At 49.2% G+C, this 18,491-nt stretch carries 13 protein-coding genes; 1 reads left to right on the top strand and 12 read right to left on the bottom strand.

Annotation, left to right across the window (positions count from 1 at the left end):
* Window positions 1-6 precede the first annotated feature (6 nt).
* The 10 genes from ACFQ1C_RS04005 to rpsB form a co-directional block, all read right to left on the bottom strand.
* On the bottom strand, window positions 7-510 hold the full coding sequence (locus tag ACFQ1C_RS04005) for an OmpH family outer membrane protein (RefSeq protein WP_379557245.1): 504 nt from the start codon (window positions 508-510) through the stop codon (window positions 7-9).
* 886 nt (window positions 511-1,396) lie between these two features.
* Window positions 1,397-3,871 carry an outer membrane protein assembly factor BamA gene (gene bamA, locus ACFQ1C_RS04000; RefSeq protein ID WP_379557244.1) on the bottom strand — a complete coding sequence of 825 codons (2,475 nt, stop codon included), beginning with the start codon at window positions 3,869-3,871 and terminating at the stop codon, window positions 1,397-1,399.
* A gap of 716 nt (window positions 3,872-4,587) precedes the next feature.
* Complete coding sequence (rseP, locus tag ACFQ1C_RS03995; protein WP_379557243.1) at window positions 4,588-5,937, bottom strand: sigma E protease regulator RseP; 1,350 nt, start codon at window positions 5,935-5,937, stop codon at window positions 4,588-4,590.
* A complete protein-coding gene (ispC, locus tag ACFQ1C_RS03990) occupies window positions 5,937-7,127 on the bottom strand; it encodes a 1-deoxy-D-xylulose-5-phosphate reductoisomerase (RefSeq protein ID WP_379557272.1) in 1,191 nt (396 codons plus the stop codon). Before ispC ends, rseP begins: the two co-directional genes overlap by 1 nt.
* Before the next feature lie 256 nt (window positions 7,128-7,383).
* Window positions 7,384-8,259, bottom strand: a complete 876-nt coding sequence (locus ACFQ1C_RS03985; RefSeq protein WP_379557242.1) for a phosphatidate cytidylyltransferase — start codon at window positions 8,257-8,259, stop codon at window positions 7,384-7,386.
* 699 nt (window positions 8,260-8,958) lie between these two features.
* On the bottom strand, window positions 8,959-9,729 hold the full coding sequence (gene uppS, locus ACFQ1C_RS03980) for a polyprenyl diphosphate synthase (protein WP_379557241.1): 771 nt from the start codon (window positions 9,727-9,729) through the stop codon (window positions 8,959-8,961).
* Window positions 9,730-9,803: 74 nt separating this feature from the next.
* Window positions 9,804-10,361: a ribosome recycling factor gene (gene frr / locus ACFQ1C_RS03975; protein WP_379557240.1), complete on the bottom strand. Its 558-nt coding sequence runs from the start codon at window positions 10,359-10,361 to the stop codon at window positions 9,804-9,806.
* Between the two features lie 448 nt (window positions 10,362-10,809).
* Window positions 10,810-11,541, bottom strand: coding sequence for a UMP kinase (gene pyrH, locus ACFQ1C_RS03970; protein WP_379557239.1), 732 nt, complete (start codon window positions 11,539-11,541; stop codon window positions 10,810-10,812).
* 70 nt (window positions 11,542-11,611) lie between these two features.
* Window positions 11,612-12,490, bottom strand: coding sequence for a translation elongation factor Ts (gene tsf, locus ACFQ1C_RS03965; protein ID WP_379557238.1), 879 nt, complete (start codon window positions 12,488-12,490; stop codon window positions 11,612-11,614).
* A gap of 107 nt (window positions 12,491-12,597) precedes the next feature.
* Window positions 12,598-13,323 (bottom strand): 30S ribosomal protein S2, encoded by a 726-nt coding sequence (gene rpsB / locus ACFQ1C_RS03960; protein ID WP_379557237.1) that lies wholly within the window; start codon window positions 13,321-13,323, stop codon window positions 12,598-12,600.
* Between the two features lie 1,272 nt (window positions 13,324-14,595).
* Here rpsB and map point away from each other — a divergent pair.
* Window positions 14,596-15,384: a type I methionyl aminopeptidase gene (gene map / locus ACFQ1C_RS03955; protein ID WP_379557236.1), complete on the top strand. Its 789-nt coding sequence runs from the start codon at window positions 14,596-14,598 to the stop codon at window positions 15,382-15,384.
* Between the two features lie 200 nt (window positions 15,385-15,584).
* On the opposite strand, the gene ACFQ1C_RS03950 is transcribed toward map, so the two are convergent.
* Together ACFQ1C_RS03950 and ACFQ1C_RS03945 are read right to left on the bottom strand one after the other, a co-directional pair.
* A complete protein-coding gene (locus tag ACFQ1C_RS03950; RefSeq protein WP_379557235.1) occupies window positions 15,585-16,931 on the bottom strand; it encodes an O-antigen ligase family protein in 1,347 nt (448 codons plus the stop codon).
* 122 nt (window positions 16,932-17,053) lie between these two features.
* Complete coding sequence (locus ACFQ1C_RS03945) at window positions 17,054-18,436, bottom strand: undecaprenyl-phosphate glucose phosphotransferase (protein ID WP_379557234.1); 1,383 nt, start codon at window positions 18,434-18,436, stop codon at window positions 17,054-17,056.
* Window positions 18,437-18,491: the final 55 nt, after the last annotated feature.

The following is an 18,491-nucleotide window of genomic DNA, read 5'->3' as shown; positions in this document are numbered from 1 at the left end:
AGGCTCTTACTTGCTCACTCGACTGATCACCTGCTGGGTGATGTCGAGGCTAGGTGAAACATGAATAACGGCGCCGCGCTCAACTACCAAGTCGATACCTTGTGACTGGGTAATGCTGGTAACGGCACTTTGAATACTTTTTAACATTTTTTGACGTTCTTCGTGCTCACGACGCGCCTGATCTTCTTCTAGCTTACGACGCTTTTGCACATAAGAGCCCTGCATGTCGTTAAGCTTTTTTTGCGCATCGGCTTTTTGCTGATCGTTCATAAATGCCATGTCTTTTTGCTGCTTTTCAATAAAGCTGCGGCCATCGGCTTCCATCTTTTGTACTTCTTTAACGCGACTAGAAAATTCGCCTTTCAGCTTGTTAGCCACCTGTTCGCGCTGGGGCATTTTTTGAAATACCAATGCCGTGTCCACCACCGCCACCTTGGTACTTTGCGCATACGCCGCACCCGCGCTCAACATCAGCGCCAACACACCGGCTATTTTAATTATCTGTTTCAAAGTTATCTCCTTTAAATAAAGCTGGAAGCTAGAAGCCGTAAGCTTGAAGCTTCAACAAAAACAAACCTAAAACCTATATCTGCCACGGAATACACGGAACCCACGGAAAAATAGTGATCAGATCTGAAAAATATTTTGATGGGTAAGATCTAACCCTATAACCTTACCGCTGCTGTCCTTGCCCTTACCCATAAAATCCCTTGTCACTTTTCGCCCTTATCCCAGCTTAATTTTTCCGTATTCTTCCGTGGGTTCCGTGGCAAAAATTCTTAGCACTTAGCTCTTCTCCTATATCTGCCACGGAATACACGGAACCCACGGAAAAATAGTGATCAGATCTGAAACAAAGCCTTAAGCTACCAGCGGTAAGCCATAAGCTAAGTTCAACGACCAAACCATCCTGCTCCGCAGGACCAGCAGCTAAAGCGCTGGGCTACAAGGTTCGGTGTTTATCTTAGCTGAACGCTTACGGCTTAAAGCTGCCCGAAGGGCTCGCCCTTATCCCAACTTAATTTTTCCGTGTTCTTCCGTGGGTTCCGTGGCAAAAATTCTTAGCACTTAGCTCTTCTCCTATATCTGCCACGGAATACACGGAACCCACGGAAAAATAGTGATCAGATCTGAAACAACGAAGCCTTAAGCTATCAGCGGTAAGCCATAAGCTAAGTTCAACGACCAAACCATCCTACTCCGCAGGACCAGCAGCTAAAGCGCTGGGCTACAAGGTTCGGTGTTTATCTTAGCTGAACGCTTACAGCGTACAGCTGCCCGAAGGGCTCACCCTTATCCCAGCTTAATTTTTCCGTGTTCTTCCGTGGGTTCCGTGGCAAAAATTCTTAGCACTTAGCTCTTCTTGGCGCTGAGAGCTGGGCGCCGGGCGCTATCTTTAGAACGTTCTACCGATGTTGAAGTTGAATATTTCGGTACGGTCGCCTTCTACATCTTTTAGTGGCGCTGCGAGTGAGAACACTAATGGGCCCAGCGGTGACAACCACTGCATGCTGACACCTGCCGAAGCGCGGAAGTTAGACGGATCGCCATAGTCGTAGATTAAGTCACAGTTACTATCGCCAGCATTACTACCACAGCCGTCGTATTCACCCGAGTAGTTAGTATTCCAAACCGTGCCCACATCTACAAACACGCTGGTGCGTAACGAGCGCTGCAAATCTTCACCGGCAAACGGCGTCGGCACTATTAGCTCGGCCGAGGCGGCAATAAGCGCGTTACCGCCAATGGTGCTGTCGTCTCCACGTAAATCACCATTAGCGTCTTTGTATACCGCTCTTGGGCCTACCGAGTTGCTCTTAAAACCACGCAAGGTGTTAAAGCCACCCGCATAGTAGTTTTCAAAAAACGGGAGTCGTTGATCACCTGAACCCGCCTCACCGTAGCCGTCACCGTAAGAGGCGCGAAACTTACCTGCCAACACCCAATTGTGCTCGCGGTCGATTGGGAAGTAATGGGCATCATCAAAACTGGCTTTGTAATACTGCAAATCTGAGCCCGGCACCGTCACTTTAAGCGACAGATTTTGACGGTCACCTGCCGTGGCAAAATACCCGCGATTCAGCGTATTACGAGTCCAACCGGCGGTTAGGTCAAACGTGTCAAAACTAATTTCATCCGCACCAGCCACTTTATCGCTATGCAGCTTCCAAAAATCATTCAGCTGCTCATAACTGTCGCTAGGTTTACCTAAGGTGTTGTGTTCGTAACCCACACTAAAGTTCAGTCGATTATCTTCGTTAACGGGGAAGCCACTGAGTGCTCGCACACCGTATAAGGTGCTGTCGTAGTCGGCGATGTTGGCGTCGCGGGCATCAAACTCACGGTAATAAACACGCCCGCCCAAGCTCACACCATCAACGGTAAAGTAGGGATCGGTAAAGTCTAGCGACACGTCTTTAGAGTAGTCGTTCATTTGTGAGTTAATGCCCACCCGATTACCCGTGCCCAAGAAGTTTTCTTGTTGCAGGCCGGCCTGAATACTAAAGCCCGAGTCGGTACCAAAACCAATACCAAAGTTAATGGAGCCTGCAGGTTGCTCTTTTACGCTGACGTCTAAATCCACCAAGTCGGCTTCGCCCGGCACACGGCGAGTGTCAACTTCAACGGTGTCGAAATACCCCAAGCGGTTTAAGCGGGTGCGAGACTGTTCAATGTCTTCACTGGACAGGCTTGCCCCTTCCATTTGGCGCATCTCGCGGCGTAGCACTTCGTCTTTAGTGATGATATTGCCGCTAAAGTTAATGCGACGTACATACACTCGGCTACCCGGATCGATGTTCACCACCATCTCTACTTTTTTGCTGGTTTCGTCTATTTGCGGAAAGGTCGAAATTTTAGGGTAGGCATAACCGAAGCGGCCCAAAAACTTAGACAGCACCTCTTCCATGTGCGCCACGTCGGCGGCGGAGTAAAGGTCGCCGACTTGTAATGGAACTAACGCTTTTAACTCAGACTCACGGTCCACCAAGTTACCGCGCAAATTCACGTCCGACACGGTATAACGATCGCCTTCGCTTACGTTGAGGGTGATATATACACCTTCTTTGTTCGGCGACATTGCGACCTGAGTAGAGCTAATTTCGGCTTTTAAGTAGCCGCGGTCACGGTAGTAAGAGCGCAGGGTTTCAATATCACCCGCCAGCTTCTGCTTTTGGTAGCGCTTATCGCCCATAATATTCCACCAAGGCACACTGTCCGACAGCTCTAGCTGCGACAATAACTGCTTTTCGCTAAATGCCTTGTTGCCCACTATGTTGATCTGCTTAATTTCGGCAGCCGCACCTTCCACAAACTCAAACTTCAAATCCACCCGATTACGCGGCAACGGCGTTAATACCGCCTTCACGTTAGCTGAGTATTTACCCACCCCGTAATAGAAGTCTTCTAAGCCTTTTTCAAGGGAACTTAAGGTAGTGCGATCCAGTGGCTCACCCACTCGCACGCCGGCACCTTCTAAGCTTTTTTGTAGCTGATCTTCTTTAAGTTCTTTATTACCGCTAAAGCTAATGCCAGCAATGGTTGGCCGCTCGGTAACTTGCACCACTAAAATGCCGTTGTCGCGCAGCAGCTGTACGTTTTCGAAGTTACCCGACGCATACAGGCTTTTAATGGCTTGGCCTAAGCGTGCGGCATCCAATTCTTCGCCAACCCGCACCGGCAAGCTCAGCAAAGTGGCACCCAAGGTGACACGCTGCAAACCATTAACTTGAATGTCTTGTACTACAAAAGGAGCCATACTGCCCTGAGCATGGGCCAGCATGCTAGCACTAAGCAAGCAAGTGGCGACAAGTGTGTTGGTCAAGACCGTTTTGGCCGGCCTTTTCTTCATTGCCTGTTTTTTCACTAGCATGGTCTGACTTTATCCTTGTAAGTAATTTCGTAAACTCATTAAGCGCCCGGCGCCCAGCACCACGCGCCCAGCTAAAACATCAAATCACACAATACCAAAACATATATCTGCCACGGAATACACGGAAGAACACGGAAAAATAGAGATTAAATCTAAAACAAAGCTTTAAGCTATCAGCTGTAAGCCATAAGTTAAGTTCAACGACCAAACCATCCTGCTCCGCAGGACCTGCAGCTAAAGCGCAGGGCTACAAGAGCCGGTGTTTGTCTTCGCTGATAGCTTACGGCTTAAAGCTTACCGCTGCCCGAAGGGCTCTCCCTTATCCCATGTTAATTTTTCCGTGCGTTCCGTGTTCTTCCGTGGCAAAAAATTATTTAGCCCTTTCTCTTCCTTGGCGCTGGGAGCTGGGCGCCGGGCGCTATCTCTTGCCCTTACCAATAAATATCTTGGTACTTTTCGCACTTATCCCATGTTAATTTTTCCGTGCGTTCCGTGTTCTTCCGTAGCAAAAAATTGTTTAGCCCTTTCTCTTCCTTGGCGCTGGGAGCTGGGCGCCGGGCGCTATCTCTTGCCCTTACCAATAAATATCTTGGTACTTTTCGCCCTTATCCCATGTTAATTTTTCCGTGCGTTCCGTGTTCTTCCGTGGCAAAAAATTATTTAGCCCTTTCTCTTCCTTGGCGCTGGGAGCTGGGCGCCGGGCGCTATCTCTTTCTTTATAGCCGGGCAAAATCGTTAAACAGTGCTAAGCCCATTAGCATCATCAATAAGGCGGCGCCGATTTTAAAACCGACTTCTTGTATTTTTTCTGGCACCGGTCGCCCGGTGACGGCTTCAATCACATAAAACAGCAAGTGTCCGCCGTCTAATACCGGCAGTGGCAATAGGTTAATAATGCCTAAGTTGACACTCACCAGCGCCATAAACCCTAAAAAGTAGACTAAGCCATATTCGGCGGTGGCTCCCGCGCCCTTGGCAATAGAAATGGGGCCACTTAAATTATCAACTGACACCACGCCCGTCACCAACTTACCCAACATTTGAAAGGTAAGCACGGTTAAATCCCAGGTGCGGCTCATGCCGGCACCAATGGCCGCTAACGGTCCATAACGCAGATCGAAGCGATATTCGTCGGCCACCGGCAGCACTTGTGGGGCTAGTCCTGCATAGCCAATTACTCGGTCTGTGCTTTCATGACGCGCGGGGGTCAGCAACATGCTTTGTGTCTGACCATTGCGCAGCACTGCAAGTTCCATTTCAATTTCAGGTGATGCTTGCACCTTATTTACCAGATCTCGCCAATCGGTTAGTGTTTCGCCATTTATGGCCTGCAACACGTCGCCGGTTTTAACGCCTGCGGCACTGGCGGGGCCATTCTCCACCACCTGTGCGACGGTGAGCGTTAATGCCGGCCCCACTGGCACCAAACCTAGAGCGCTAATGGGCGATTGTTCATCGGGATTAAACTGCCAATTCGCTAATGCAATGCTCGCTTCAGTTTTTTGACCGCGGTTATCTTGTACTGAAAATTCAGTCGCGTCGTCACCAATGCGTGCTATTAGTGCAAAGTTAACGTCTTCCCACGTGCGCACTGTTTTGCCGTCAATGGCCAGTATTTCCATGCCCGGCAGTAAGCCCGCTTCTGCTGCAGGCGACGACTGGGTGACGTCATTTAATACCGGTTTAACCGCCGGTACGCCAATTAAAAACATCAACCAGAAGGCAAAAATGGCAAACACAAAGTTTGCCATGGGGCCGGCCACTACAATGGCCATTCTCGCCCATACCGACTTATGATTAAATGCTTGGTCTTTAAGCGCCTCGGGCACCTCGTCTACGCGGCCGTCCAGCATTTTCACATAGCCACCCAGCGGGATCATCGCCAGCACATATTCGGTGCCGTCTTTACCCATGCGCCGCCAAATGGCCTTACCAAAACCAATAGAAAAGCGTTCTACTTTAACGCCGTTGCGCCGAGCTACCCAAAAGTGGCCGTATTCGTGCACTGCCACTAATATACCCAGCGCCACAATAAACGCGCCTAGGTTCCATAATATGCCGCCCATTACCGCTTCCTTATTTCTGCTGCGGCACACGTTCGTGCCTTATTATCCTGCGCTATTATGTCATCTAAATTGCACACTGCCGTGCTACCCAGTTGTTGCATCACCGCCTCGTTCACCTCGGCAATGGCCATAAAGCTCAAATTACCGGCTAAAAACGCCGATACCGCTACTTCATTAGCGGCATTTAATGCGGTAGTCGCCCCTTGACCACTGGCGCAAGCGTCTATGGCCAGTTGCAAACAAGGGTAACGCGCCATGTCTGGCGCCATAAAACTTAAATCTCCTAGCGCACAAAAATCGAGCGGTGCCACACCCGAGGCAATACGTGCCGGATACGCCAAGGCATGGGTAATGGGGGTCATCATATCTGGCTGGCCCAATTGCGCCAATACCGAGCCGTCGGAATACTGCACCATAGAGTGAATAACCGACTGCGGATGCACCAGCACCTGCAACTGCTCGGGGGTGGCATTAAACAACCAGCGCGCTTCTATATACTCCAGCCCCTTGTTCATCATGGTGGCCGAGTCGACGGAAATTTTTGGTCCCATGCTCCAGTTAGGATGCGCGATGGCTTGCGCCGGTGTTACCGTAGCCAGCTGCTCGATGGGCGTATAACGAAACGGTCCGCCAGAGCCGGTCAGTAAAATTTTACTCACTCCGGCATCATGCAAGCTACCGCGCCCCGGGTTTTGTTGTAACGTAGTCGGCAGGCACTGAAAAATAGCATTATGCTCGCTGTCTATTGGCAGTAACTCGGCGCCGTGGCGGTGCACTTTATCAATAAACAACTCACCACTCATCACCAGCGCTTCTTTATTGGCCAGCAATACCCGTTTGCCCGCCTCTACTGCCGCCAGCGTAGATAACAAACCCGCCGCCCCGACAATAGCCGCCATTACGGTGGTTACTTCCGCGTCGCGCGCTACTTCACACAGCGCTTGCGCCCCGCTAAGCACTTGCGTACGACACGAGGTTTGCGCTAATTGGCGACGTAATTCTTTTGCGGCCAAATTATCGGTCATCACCGCAAAGCGCGGAGCAAACTCCACACAATCGGCCAGCATGCGCACCACATTGCTATTGGCACTTAAGGCAAACAACGAAAATTGCTCTGGGTGCTGGCGCACCACCGCGAGTGTACTTTGGCCAATAGAGCCAGAAGCACCGAGTATGGTAAGAGTTTGCATCATCTCTCTCCTCCCACTAAACACAAGGTTGGGCATTTGGCGGCAGAGGCGAGTGCTCGTAAGCAAACCTTCTGTGCCAGGGACGGCACAGCAGAGCCGATATGGGGCAGCTTGCTGCCGAGACCGCGCAGGACAATGGACCGAACATCCAGTGAATGTTCGCAGCCATTGCCCTGCGTCGGTGGCCTTAACACACGGCGAGTTTGCGCTCGAGCTTCGCCTCTGCCGTTAAATCTAACTCGAAGATTTTTCAGCATCATCCTAACAACCACACCACAACCACAAACACCGGCAAGGCCGCCGTCAAACTATCAATTCGGTCCATAATGCCGCCGTGGCCCGGCAAAATACTCCCCGAGTCTTTAAGGCCCGCATCACGCTTAAACATACTTTCGGTTAGATCACCCAGCACAGACGCAAACACCGCCACAACAGAGGCCACCAACAACACCATGCTGTGGTGCGACGATAAACTTAAACTTTGCGTAACAACCAACGCCAATACAGTCGAGGCTGCCAAGCCGCCCAACATGCCCTCTATGGTTTTACCTGGGCTTACATTTGGGCACAGCTTGCGCTTACCAAAAGCTTTGCCGGCAAAGTAGGCGCCGGTATCTGCGGCCCACACCAGTGACATCACAAACAACAACAACCAAGCGCCATAATGCGCATCTTGTTCATACTGATAACTGCGCAGCGCCAGTAGCGCCCAGTAAAATGGCACCAGCGTAAACAAGGCACACAAGGCCTTTACGCCCGGCTGTTCCCGCCACAAGGCCGCACTACGAGGAAAGCGAATCACCATGCCCAGTGCCACTAACCACCACACCGCACCTAGCCCTAACAGCCACATTACCGGCTCGTGTAAACCCGCGGCTAAGGTGGCTTGCGATGCGCTATCGGTCCACAGGTGATTAATGGGCAAAAAGCCCATTAGCCCAATTAACACTAACGCCAGCGACACCATAAACACACTGGCTTTTTCTGCATCTATAAAACGCCCCCACTCCCGTGCCGCCAACAAATACACGCCACCGGCAAACAACGCAAAGTACGTAAACGGCAGCAAAAACATCGCTGCTAATACCAAAGGCACCAGGCACAAAGCCGTGATAATTCTAAGTTTTAACAAAGCAAATCCTTAAAAACACAGCTGTAAGCTATAAGCCGTAAGCTGGAAGTTAAAAAACAAACACTCAACACTCAACACTCAACACTCAACACTCAACACTCAACACTCAACACTAAAGCCTATATCTGCCACGGAATCCACGGAACCCACGGAAAAATAGAGATCAAATCTGAAACAAAGCCTTAAGCTATTAGCTGTAAGCCATAAGCTAAGTTCAACGACCAAACCATCCTGCTCCGCAGGACCGCCAAATAAATGGGCGGACTTAATTTTATCGTCACCCTCGCGAAGGCGGGGGTCCAGTGCCTTTTGTAGGCACCGCGCAGGCTCACAGTGCAGCGCCACAAATCCTGGATTCCCGCCTTCGCGGGAATGACGACAGAACCACACCCAAAATCGGCGAGTGTTGAGTTTTTAGTTATGAATTAAGTGCTTTCACTCACCATTCAACACTCATAACTCAACACTATTCCCGATCTTATCCCATGTTAATTTTTCCGTGCGTTCCGTGTTCTTCCGTTGCAAAAATCTCTAAGAGCTTGATCTGCAACGGACCCCGCAGAAGAACGCGGAACAATAGTGATCAAATCTGAAAATGCATGCTTAATGGTTAAGACCTTACCAATAAAAGTCTTTTGTCTTGGTAATTTCCGTGTTCTTCCGTGTATTCCGTGGCAAAAAATCTTTAATCTCTTTCTTTCAGCTCTCAGCCTTCAACAGAGCTCTAATTTGTTCTCCGGTGCAGCCGAAGCGGCGTTCTCGGCTTACAAAGGCGGCAATCGCATTACTAAACGCGGTCTCGTCAAAGTCGGGCCATAACACCTGTGTAAAATGCAGCTCGGCATACGCTAACTGCCACAACAAAAAATTGCTAATGCGTTGTTCACCACCGGTACGGATCAGTAGATCCATTGGTGCCAAATCCGCCATATTCATTAAACCATTTAAATAATCTTCATCAATATCGCCCGCATTTAGCTCACCGTTGGCCACCTGCTCTGCCGCACGACGGCAGGCCTGAGTAATGTCCCAACGGCCACCATAATTGGCTGCTATATTTAACGTCAGCCCGGTGTTGTTTGCAGTAAGTGCTTCGGCATCGGCTATTTTACGCTGCAAATGAGCACTAAAGCCCGATCGAGCACCAATAACTTGCAAGCGAATATTATTGCGATGCAGCTTCTTAACTTCTGAGCCCAGCACGGCAATAAACAAGCTCATTAACGCACTCACTTCATCTTCGGGGCGGCGCCAGTTTTCACTAGAGAAAGCAAATAATGTGAGTGCTTCTAATTTTAATTGATGAGCAAAGCTCACCGCCGCTCGCACCGACTTAACGCCGGCCTTATGACCACTTACCCGCAACTTACCGCGCAATTTTGCCCAACGGCCGTTACCATCCATGATGATAGCCACATGGCGAGGGAGTGTAGAATGTTCAAATGATGCCATTGATTCTGTCGTTGGCATTTAAGTGCTCCTGCGCAAAGAAAAACGCCGCGCAGACAGCTGCACGGCGTTGGTCACTATACCCGATGTAACTATCAGATTTCCATTAACTCTTTCTCTTTGGCAGTCAGTGCTTCGTCTACCAGTTTAATGCAAGCATCAGTGAGCTTCTGAATATCGTCGTGGGCACGGCGATCATCATCTTCCGAAATTTCTTTCTCTTTTAGCAGCGCTTTAAAGTCGCCGTTGGCATCGCGACGAATGTTACGAATAGCCACTCGGCCCTGCTCTGCTTCGTTGCGCACTACTTTGATCAGGTCTTTACGACGCTCTTCGGTTAATGAAGGCAGCGGAATACGGATCATAGTACCGGTGCTAGACGGGTTCAGGCCTAGGTCTGAACTCATAATCGCCTTTTCTACCGCTTTGATCATAGTGCTATCAAATACGGTAACGGCCAAAGTACGAGAATCTTCGGTAGTAATATTACCGACCTGCTTCAGCGGAGTAGCAGCACCGTAGTAGTCTACAAAAATGGTGTCTAGCAAGCTTGGGTGAGCACGACCAGTACGCACTTTGTTCATCTGACCTTTTAGTGACTCAAGGCTTTTTTCCATCCGCTCTTTGGCGTCAGTTACAATTTCGTTAATCACGGTTTATTCCTTAGTTATCAGCGCTAAGTAAAGTTAAAACATAAAACCTATATCTGCCACGGAATCCACGGAACCCACGGAAAAATAGAGATAAAATCTAAAAAAATTTTAATGGGTAAGTTCTAAGTAATTTCTCATAACTGATATGAATTATGAGGCTGGCTTGCCTTTATCGTCACCCTCGCGAAGGCGGGGGTCCAGTGCCCTTTGCTGGCGTCCCGCTGGCTGACCGTTCTGCGTCACAAATCCTAGATTCCCGCCTTCGCGGGAATGACGGTAGAACCACTATTGTTATGCGGCATTACTTAGAGGACAGCAGATCCTTTATCTTGAACTTACTCATAGAATCTCTTGTCACTTTTCGCCCTTATCTCATGTTAATTTTTCCGTGTTCTTCCGTGTATTCCGTGGCAAAAAAATCTTTAATCTCTTTCTTTTAGCTTAAAGCTTACAGCTTACGGCTTATTAACGTGCCTTCGCTTTCGCCCATTACTGCGCGGCGTAGTGCGCCGGGCTTGTTCATGTTGAACACCCGAATTGGCATATTATGATCTCGCGCCAGGGTAAAGGCGGCCAAGTCCATCACTTTTAGTTCTTTGTTAAGCACATCGTCGTAATCAAGGTGGTTATATAGCTCGGCATCCGGATTTTTCATTGGATCTTCGCTGTACACACCATCCACCTTAGTGGCCTTTAATACTACGTCGGCTTCAATTTCAATGCCACGCAAACAGGCGGCAGAATCGGTGGTAAAAAACGGATTACCGGTGCCGGCAGAAAATATCACCACTCGGCCTTTGCGCAACATACTAATGGCATTTGCCCAATTATAAGCGTCGCACACGCCTTCTAGCGTAATGGCAGACATTAGACGGGCATTCACATAAGCACGGTGCAAGGCATCGCGCATTGCCAAGCCGTTCATCACGGTCGCCAACATACCCATGTGGTCGCCCACCACGCGGTTCATTCCCGCTTCGGCTAGGCCTGCACCACGAAACAGGTTACCACCGCCGATGACAACGCCAACTTGCACGCCCAGCTCAGCCAGTTCTTTAATCTCTTGCGCCATACGTTCTAACACAGCGGGATCAATACCAAAGCCTTCTTCTCCTTGCAGCGCTTCGCCGCTTAGTTTAAGAAGAATGCGTCTGTATGCGGGTTTAGGGTTGGTGCTCATGCTTTCTATTCCTAGTTATAGAAAAACCGCGACAGAAGTCGCGGTCTTAGTAGCATTTAAACTGCTAAATTTATGCCTTAGAAGCGGCGATTTGTGCTTGAACTTCAGCAGCAAAATCTTCTTCTGCACGCTCAATACCTTCACCCACTTCAAAGCGGACAAAGCTGATAGCGTCGGCGTTGGCTTGCTTTAAGCGATCGGCCACGGTAATAGCAGGATCTTTAATGAACGGCTGACCAGTCAGAGAAATCTCACCGGTGAACTTCTTCATACGACCTTCAACCATTTTCTCAGCAATTTCTTTTGGCTTGCCAGAGTTAATAGCGATGTCTACCTGAATTTCGCGCTCTTTAGCAACGACTTCTTCAGACACATCTTCAGGCTTAACGAACTGTGGGCTAGAAGCAGCAACGTGCATAGCAACGTCTTTAACTACTTCTTCATCACCGCCTTTCAGGTTGGCGATAACGCCAATGCGCGTGCCGTGCAAGTAAGTAGTTAGGTTGTCACCTTCTACCAACTCAATGCGGCGCAGACTCATGTTCTCACCAATTTTGGCAATCAGGTTAGTCAACGCAACTTCAATGCTTTCGCCGTTTTCATACTCGGCCGCTTTTAAAGCGTCCAGGTCATTGATTTTGTTAGCCAGAGCAATGTCGGCTACCTTGTCACCAAAGGCACAAAAGCTTGCATCTTTAGCTACAAAGTCAGTTTCGCTGTTCAGCTCAATCATTACAGCTGTGTTGCCAGACTGGCGCATCAGGATCACACCTTCAGCAGCAATACGGCCGGCTTTTTTAGCGGCTTTTGCTTGACCAGACTTACGCATTTCTTCAATCGCCAGCTCAATGTCACCACTGGCTTCGGTTAATGCTTTTTTACAATCCATCATGCCAGCGCCAGTGCGCTCGCGCAGTTCTTTTACCATGGCCGCGGTAATAGTTGCCATATTTAATATCCTCAATCTTAGTCCACAAGAAAACAGGGGCACTTGGCCCCTGTTAATCCATTACTTTCGTATGGTTAATAACGGCATAAGCCTAAGCTTTTGCTCTATTACTCTTCTACGACGTAGTTGTCTTCGGCTTGCACGGCCAAGTCTTGTGCACGAGCAGCAATCACAGAGTCAGCAGCAGCGTTCAGGTATAACTGAACGGCACGGATGGCGTCATCGTTACCTGGAATGATGTAATCGATGTTGTCCGGATTAGAGTTGGTGTCCACAATTGATACTACAGGAATGCCAAGGTTGTTGGCTTCTTTAATAGCAATGTGCTCGTGGTCAGCGTCTACTACAAACAGTACGTCTGGCAGACCGCCCATGTTTTTAATACCACCCAGTGACTTCTCCAGCTTTTCCATTTCGCGAGTACGCATCAGCGCCTCTTTCTTGGTCAGCTTGTCGAAGGTACCGTCTGCAGACTGGATTTCCAGCTCTTTCAAACGACTGATAGACTGACGAACAGTCTTCCAGTTAGTCAGCATGCCACCTAACCAGCGGTGGTTAACATAGAACTGATCGCATTTGGTAGCGGCTTCTTTAACGGCTTCAGACGCTGCGCGCTTAGTACCAACAAACAGGATTTTACCTTTCTTAGAAGCAACGCTGCCCATGTAGTTCAACGCGTTGTTGAACATAGGAACGGTTTTTTCTAAGTTGATAATGTGAACTCGGTTGCTGGCGCCAAAAATAAACGGCTTCATCTTAGGGTTCCAGTAACGAGTCTGGTGACCAAAGTGAACGCCGGCTTTCAGCATGTCGCGCATAGATACTTGTGCCATGATTTCCTCAAATAAGTGTATTGGGTTAGGCCTCCACACATCCCATGTCTCCAACTCCGAAGAGCACCCTAGAGCATGTGCCGATGTGTGTGTGTATTAAAAAGGTGAATTTACGTAATACCAAGCTGTAAGCTGTAAGCGATAAGCCGTAAGCAAAACAAAATCAGAACTACGGCGCGCTTTATACCACGAAACAGACCTAAAACACCAGTGAAATTTGTAAACAAAGCGCCCTGCGCCCAGCACCAAGAGCCGAGGTAAATGAACGCTTGCTCTCGCATTTCAACCCAGGCAGAACCCTTTAGGTCACAACACAAAACTAAGGACTTTTTCGCCACGGAATACACGGAAAAATAGAGATCAGATCTGAAAGAGCTCTTTAATGGTAAGAACTGAGATTAGACCGAAGCAAAAGTGACAGGCGAAACAGAGACTGAATATGTAGGCTAGTTTGGCTGTTGTCCCTTATGCCGTCATACCGGGCTCGCCCCGGTATCTCGCCATTAAAGATTAAAAGCTTTTTTTGCCACGGAATACACGGAAGAACACGGAACAATAGAGATCAGATCTGAAAAGATAATTTATGGGTAAGGTCAAGCCCATGCCATCTTACCGGGGCTACCAGAACGGTGTCTATCTTTAACTTACGGCGTAAAGCTGCGGCCGGGATGCTTGCTCTTACCCCAATAAGATCCCTTCGCTTTTTTAGCTCTTACCCCAATAGAGTTTTTTTGGAACTTTTCGTTCTTATCTCAGCTTAATTTTTCCGTGCGTTCCGTGTTCTTCCGTGGCAAAAAATCCTTAGCCCTTCAAGCCCCTCGCAACGGAATCCACGGAACCCGCAGAAAAATAGAGATAAAATCTGAAACAAAGCCTTAAGCTATCAGCGGTAAGCCATAAGCTAAGTTCAACGACCACCAAACCATCCTGCTCCGCAGGACCAGCAGCTAAAGCGCTGGGCTACAAAGTTCGGTTCGGTGCTTATCTTCGCTAATAGCTTACGGCTTAAAGCTTACCGCTGCCCGAAGGGCTCACCCTTGTCTCATGTTAATTTTTCCGTGTATTCCGTGGCAAAAAAATCTTTAATTTTTAGCCCTTTATTTAGCTGGGTGCTCGGCGCTGGGCGCTGGGCGCTTTACCCTTCACCACTATAGCGTTACAATTTTCGGCCTGATGGCGGCAATACTGCCCGTTATCGATCCTATTCAATAGCCGCCCCGCGCTATAACAACGCATTACTAACCGGGCGCCAACCCACAGAGACAAGATTCAATGAGCAACATCGTCATAAAAACCCCGGAAGAAATGGAAAAAATGCGCGTAGCTGGCCGCTTGGCCGCCGATGTACTAGAAATGATCGAGCCCCATGTACAAGTCGGTGTTACCACCGAACAGCTTAATCAAATCTGCCACGACTTTATCGTGAACGAACAGCAAGCCATTCCTGCGCCGCTGAACTATCACGGTTTTCCCAAGTCTATTTGTACCTCAGTAAACCACGTCATTTGCCACGGCATTCCGGGAGACAAAAAGCTCAAGGACGGCGACATCATCAATATCGACATTACCGTGATCAAGGATGGCTACCACGGTGATTCATCAAAAATGTTTATGGTTGGCAAGCCCAGCATCATGGCCGATCGCCTGTGCCGCGTAACACTAGAATGCCTAGAAATCGGTATTAAGCTGGTGAAGCCAGGTGCTCACTTAGGTGACATTGGCGAAGCCATTCAAAAGCATGCCGAAGCCCATAGCTACTCAGTAGTACGTGAATATTGCGGCCACGGCATTGGTGCCGAATTTCACGAAGAGCCACAAGTATTGCACTACGGCAAAGCCGGCACCGGCGAAGTGTTAGCAGCAGGCATGTGCTTCACCATAGAGCCCATGATCAACGTCGGCAAACGCCACAGCAAAATGCTCAACGACGGCTGGACTGTAATCACCAAAGACCGCAGCCTAACCGCCCAATACGAGCACACATTGTTAGTGACCGAAGACGGCTGCGAAATACTTACCCTGCGTAAAGACGACACCCTACCGCGCTTTATTAAAGCTTAAAGCGGTAAGCTGGAAGTTGAAACAAAAACACCGAGCCTGTTCCTAGGCTCGGTGTTTTTGTTTGCTGTCATATTGGTACTGAATCTTCGTCATGCTGAACTTGATTCAGTATGACGAAGCCCCGGTATCTTTGTTTCGCTAGGCGCCGGGCGCTCTGTTTTTCCCTTACCAATCAAAAACACGTTTCGCCCTTTCTTGTCTTAATTTTTCTGTGGGTTCCGTGGATTCCGTGGCAAATGATTTTTAGTATCTTTGCTCTTATCTTTAGGTTGGAGCTCGGCGCCGACGCTGCGTTTTTCATATGCCCTTAATGTGCCCCACAGCACGGCCAACCAAAACGCATACACCATCACGCCGCTGTTATGGCCAAAAAACACCTGCGACAAACCAAAATCCATAAAAGCGACCGGTAAAATAGCCCCCGCAGTAGCGAGCGCACGCAGCTCCAAATTAGACTCGGTCAAGCGCCGAGCAAACAATCGTAATGGCACCAGATACAGCGCCAACAAAGACAGTAACCCCAAAATGCCGCGACGGGCAAAATTATCGAGATACTCATTATGGGCATGATGATCAGCCGCAAACTGTATCACTTCGCCTTTATCCACCAGCGCCTGCATACCAATCTGATAACCCTCCCAGCCCCAACCCGTCAGTGGCTTTTCGGCAATCAAGATCAAAGCGCCTTGCCACATCTCAAACCGCGCTCCTAAAGAAGTGGTTTGACTTTGCCCACTAATATACAAGTCAATATCGGTAAAGGCCCGATGCACTCGCGACTGCACACCGGTTTGCGGCACAACATACACCAAGGCAACCAGAGCCAATAGCCCTGCCATTATGCCTAGCCGTAGCTTAACCGCCAGCAAGTTGCCATAGGCGCGATAGAGCACTAAAAAAACAAACGGCAACCCTATCCAGCCACCGCGAGTACCGGAGAGCAAAGATCCCAGCACACCAAATACCGCCCCCAACAACAATAATACTACCCAGCGCTTGGAGTTAGGTTGTACAGCAGCCCAACCCAAGCCGGCTAAGCAGAATAGGCCAAACAACATGCTGATGTTGCCAAACTGGATCACATAAGTGTAACCGGTTGCCCTATCTACGCCCAAAACCAGCTTTTGCCAAATGGCCCAACTGCCGGTAAGCACAGAGCCGACTGCCAGGCCGCTCCACAACCAGCTCAGCTTTGGTGGATAGGCAAATACAAACAACAACACCGGCACGGCAAACAAAAAGCGACTGGGCCTGTCATAAGTCCGAGAGCCGGCACCTTCCCACATCAACTGAGCAAGAAACAACAAGCTATAACCGGCAATCACCGCCATTAGCCATTTATCTTCAGCCTGCAAGTTCAATACTGGGCGGCGCCACAGCAAAGTCACACTAGCCAACAAAAGCAATGCCGGCCCTATGGTGTAACCACTGTCTACCACCAGCGCCAACGCCCCCATCAAGGATACCGCTAAGCTGGTAAAGAGACGTTTACCAGCAACTTGCGAATGCTGTGATGTTAATGTTGAATGTTGAATGGAAAGCCCCACTTGCTATACCCTATATTTAATTTTCAATGATGGATGTTTAACGAAACTCGATTTTACCAAACAATGCGATAGGTTCAGATTTTACTTCACACTTCACTGTAAAGTGTACTCCGCACAATATTTTAATAGGCATTTTTATTGATAAAACCTTTAAGCACAGTTGCCAAAATAATCCGCAGATCCAGCCACAGGCTCCAATTGTCTATATACCAGAGATCATGCTCTACCCGCCGTTCCATTTTTTCGATGGTGTCAGTTTCGCCGCGCAGGCCATTCACTTGCGCCCAACCGGTAATGCCTGGTTTTACCTTATGCCGCTTCATGTAGGACTCAACAAGATCCATATAATGTTCGTTATGAGCCAAAGCGTGGGGCCGGGGTCCAACAATCGACATGCGGCCTTGCAGCACATTATAGAATTGCGGTAGTTCATCCAAAGATGTTCGGCGCAAAAAAGCACCCACCGGTGTAATACGACTATCTGCTTTAGTGGCTTGGGTAACCTGCTTACCTTTTTCCTGGTGTATTTTCATCGACCGAAACTTATACACTTTAAACTTACGCCCATTGGCACCGGTACGATATTGCTTAAACATGACAGGCCCAGAAGAAGTGAGCTTAACTGCAGCGGCAATAATCAGACAAACAGGCGCGATCAACAAACAAATAAACAGGCCAATGGTAATGTCTTCCAGTCTTTTTACCATGCGCGCAACACCGCTCATAGGCGACACACTCAGGTCGATAGAGAAATGCCCCGCCACCTCGCTAACCTTGTGATTAAGCAGTTGCATATCCGAGAAATTAGGAATAAAGCGTACTTCCACCGTGTGATGCCGTAATGCATGGTAGATCGCCCGAATGGACTCGCCCATACCCAGCGGCATACACAGCCACACTTCTTCCGCACCCGACTCACTGATTCGCCGTGTTAGATGCGTCAATTCCTGTTCGCAATATGCCATCTTAAGCCGCGCCACCCCGGCCAGCACATGGCCTTCTTCTGGGGCATTGCGCATGCCCTTGCCTACCGACAGCACACATTGATCCGGCCCCACCAAAAATACCTTTTTGGTGGCCAGCACCTTGAGCCGGGAATGACGCAGCACCTGCTGCGCTACAATACGTACACCACCGGCCATTACAAACGACAGCAGCAACGACATTCCCACCCACAGCCGAGAATAACGATGTGCCACATGAGCAAAATAAATAATAGAAGTTACCACCACCGCCACTAGTAGCCACACCAGTAACAGCCGGAGCAGCAAGGTGGGAATACGCTTGATTCGCCAACGCCGGTAACCGCCAAAAGCGCTGTTGAACACCACCAACAGCAAAGCCATCAGGACCATAACCAGCACGTAACGCTCCGGCAATTGCATATCGCCAAAACGCCACCAGTGAGCCAACACGCAGCTCGCGACCACCACCAGCATATCCACCAGAGGCACCAGCAACTGGGCCGGGTAACGTTCGGTAAGGCCGTTTGTAGTTCGAGACATAATTTACTCTTGGTTTAAATGCGTAAGCAGGCTACCAGCTCGTGTTGAAGTTGTG

The organism is Oceanisphaera ostreae, assembly GCF_042676125.1.
Taxonomy (GTDB): domain Bacteria; phylum Pseudomonadota; class Gammaproteobacteria; order Enterobacterales; family Aeromonadaceae; genus Oceanimonas; species Oceanimonas ostreae.
Note: the sequence above shows the minus strand (reverse complement) of the source record. Positions and strands in the feature narration are given on the sequence as shown.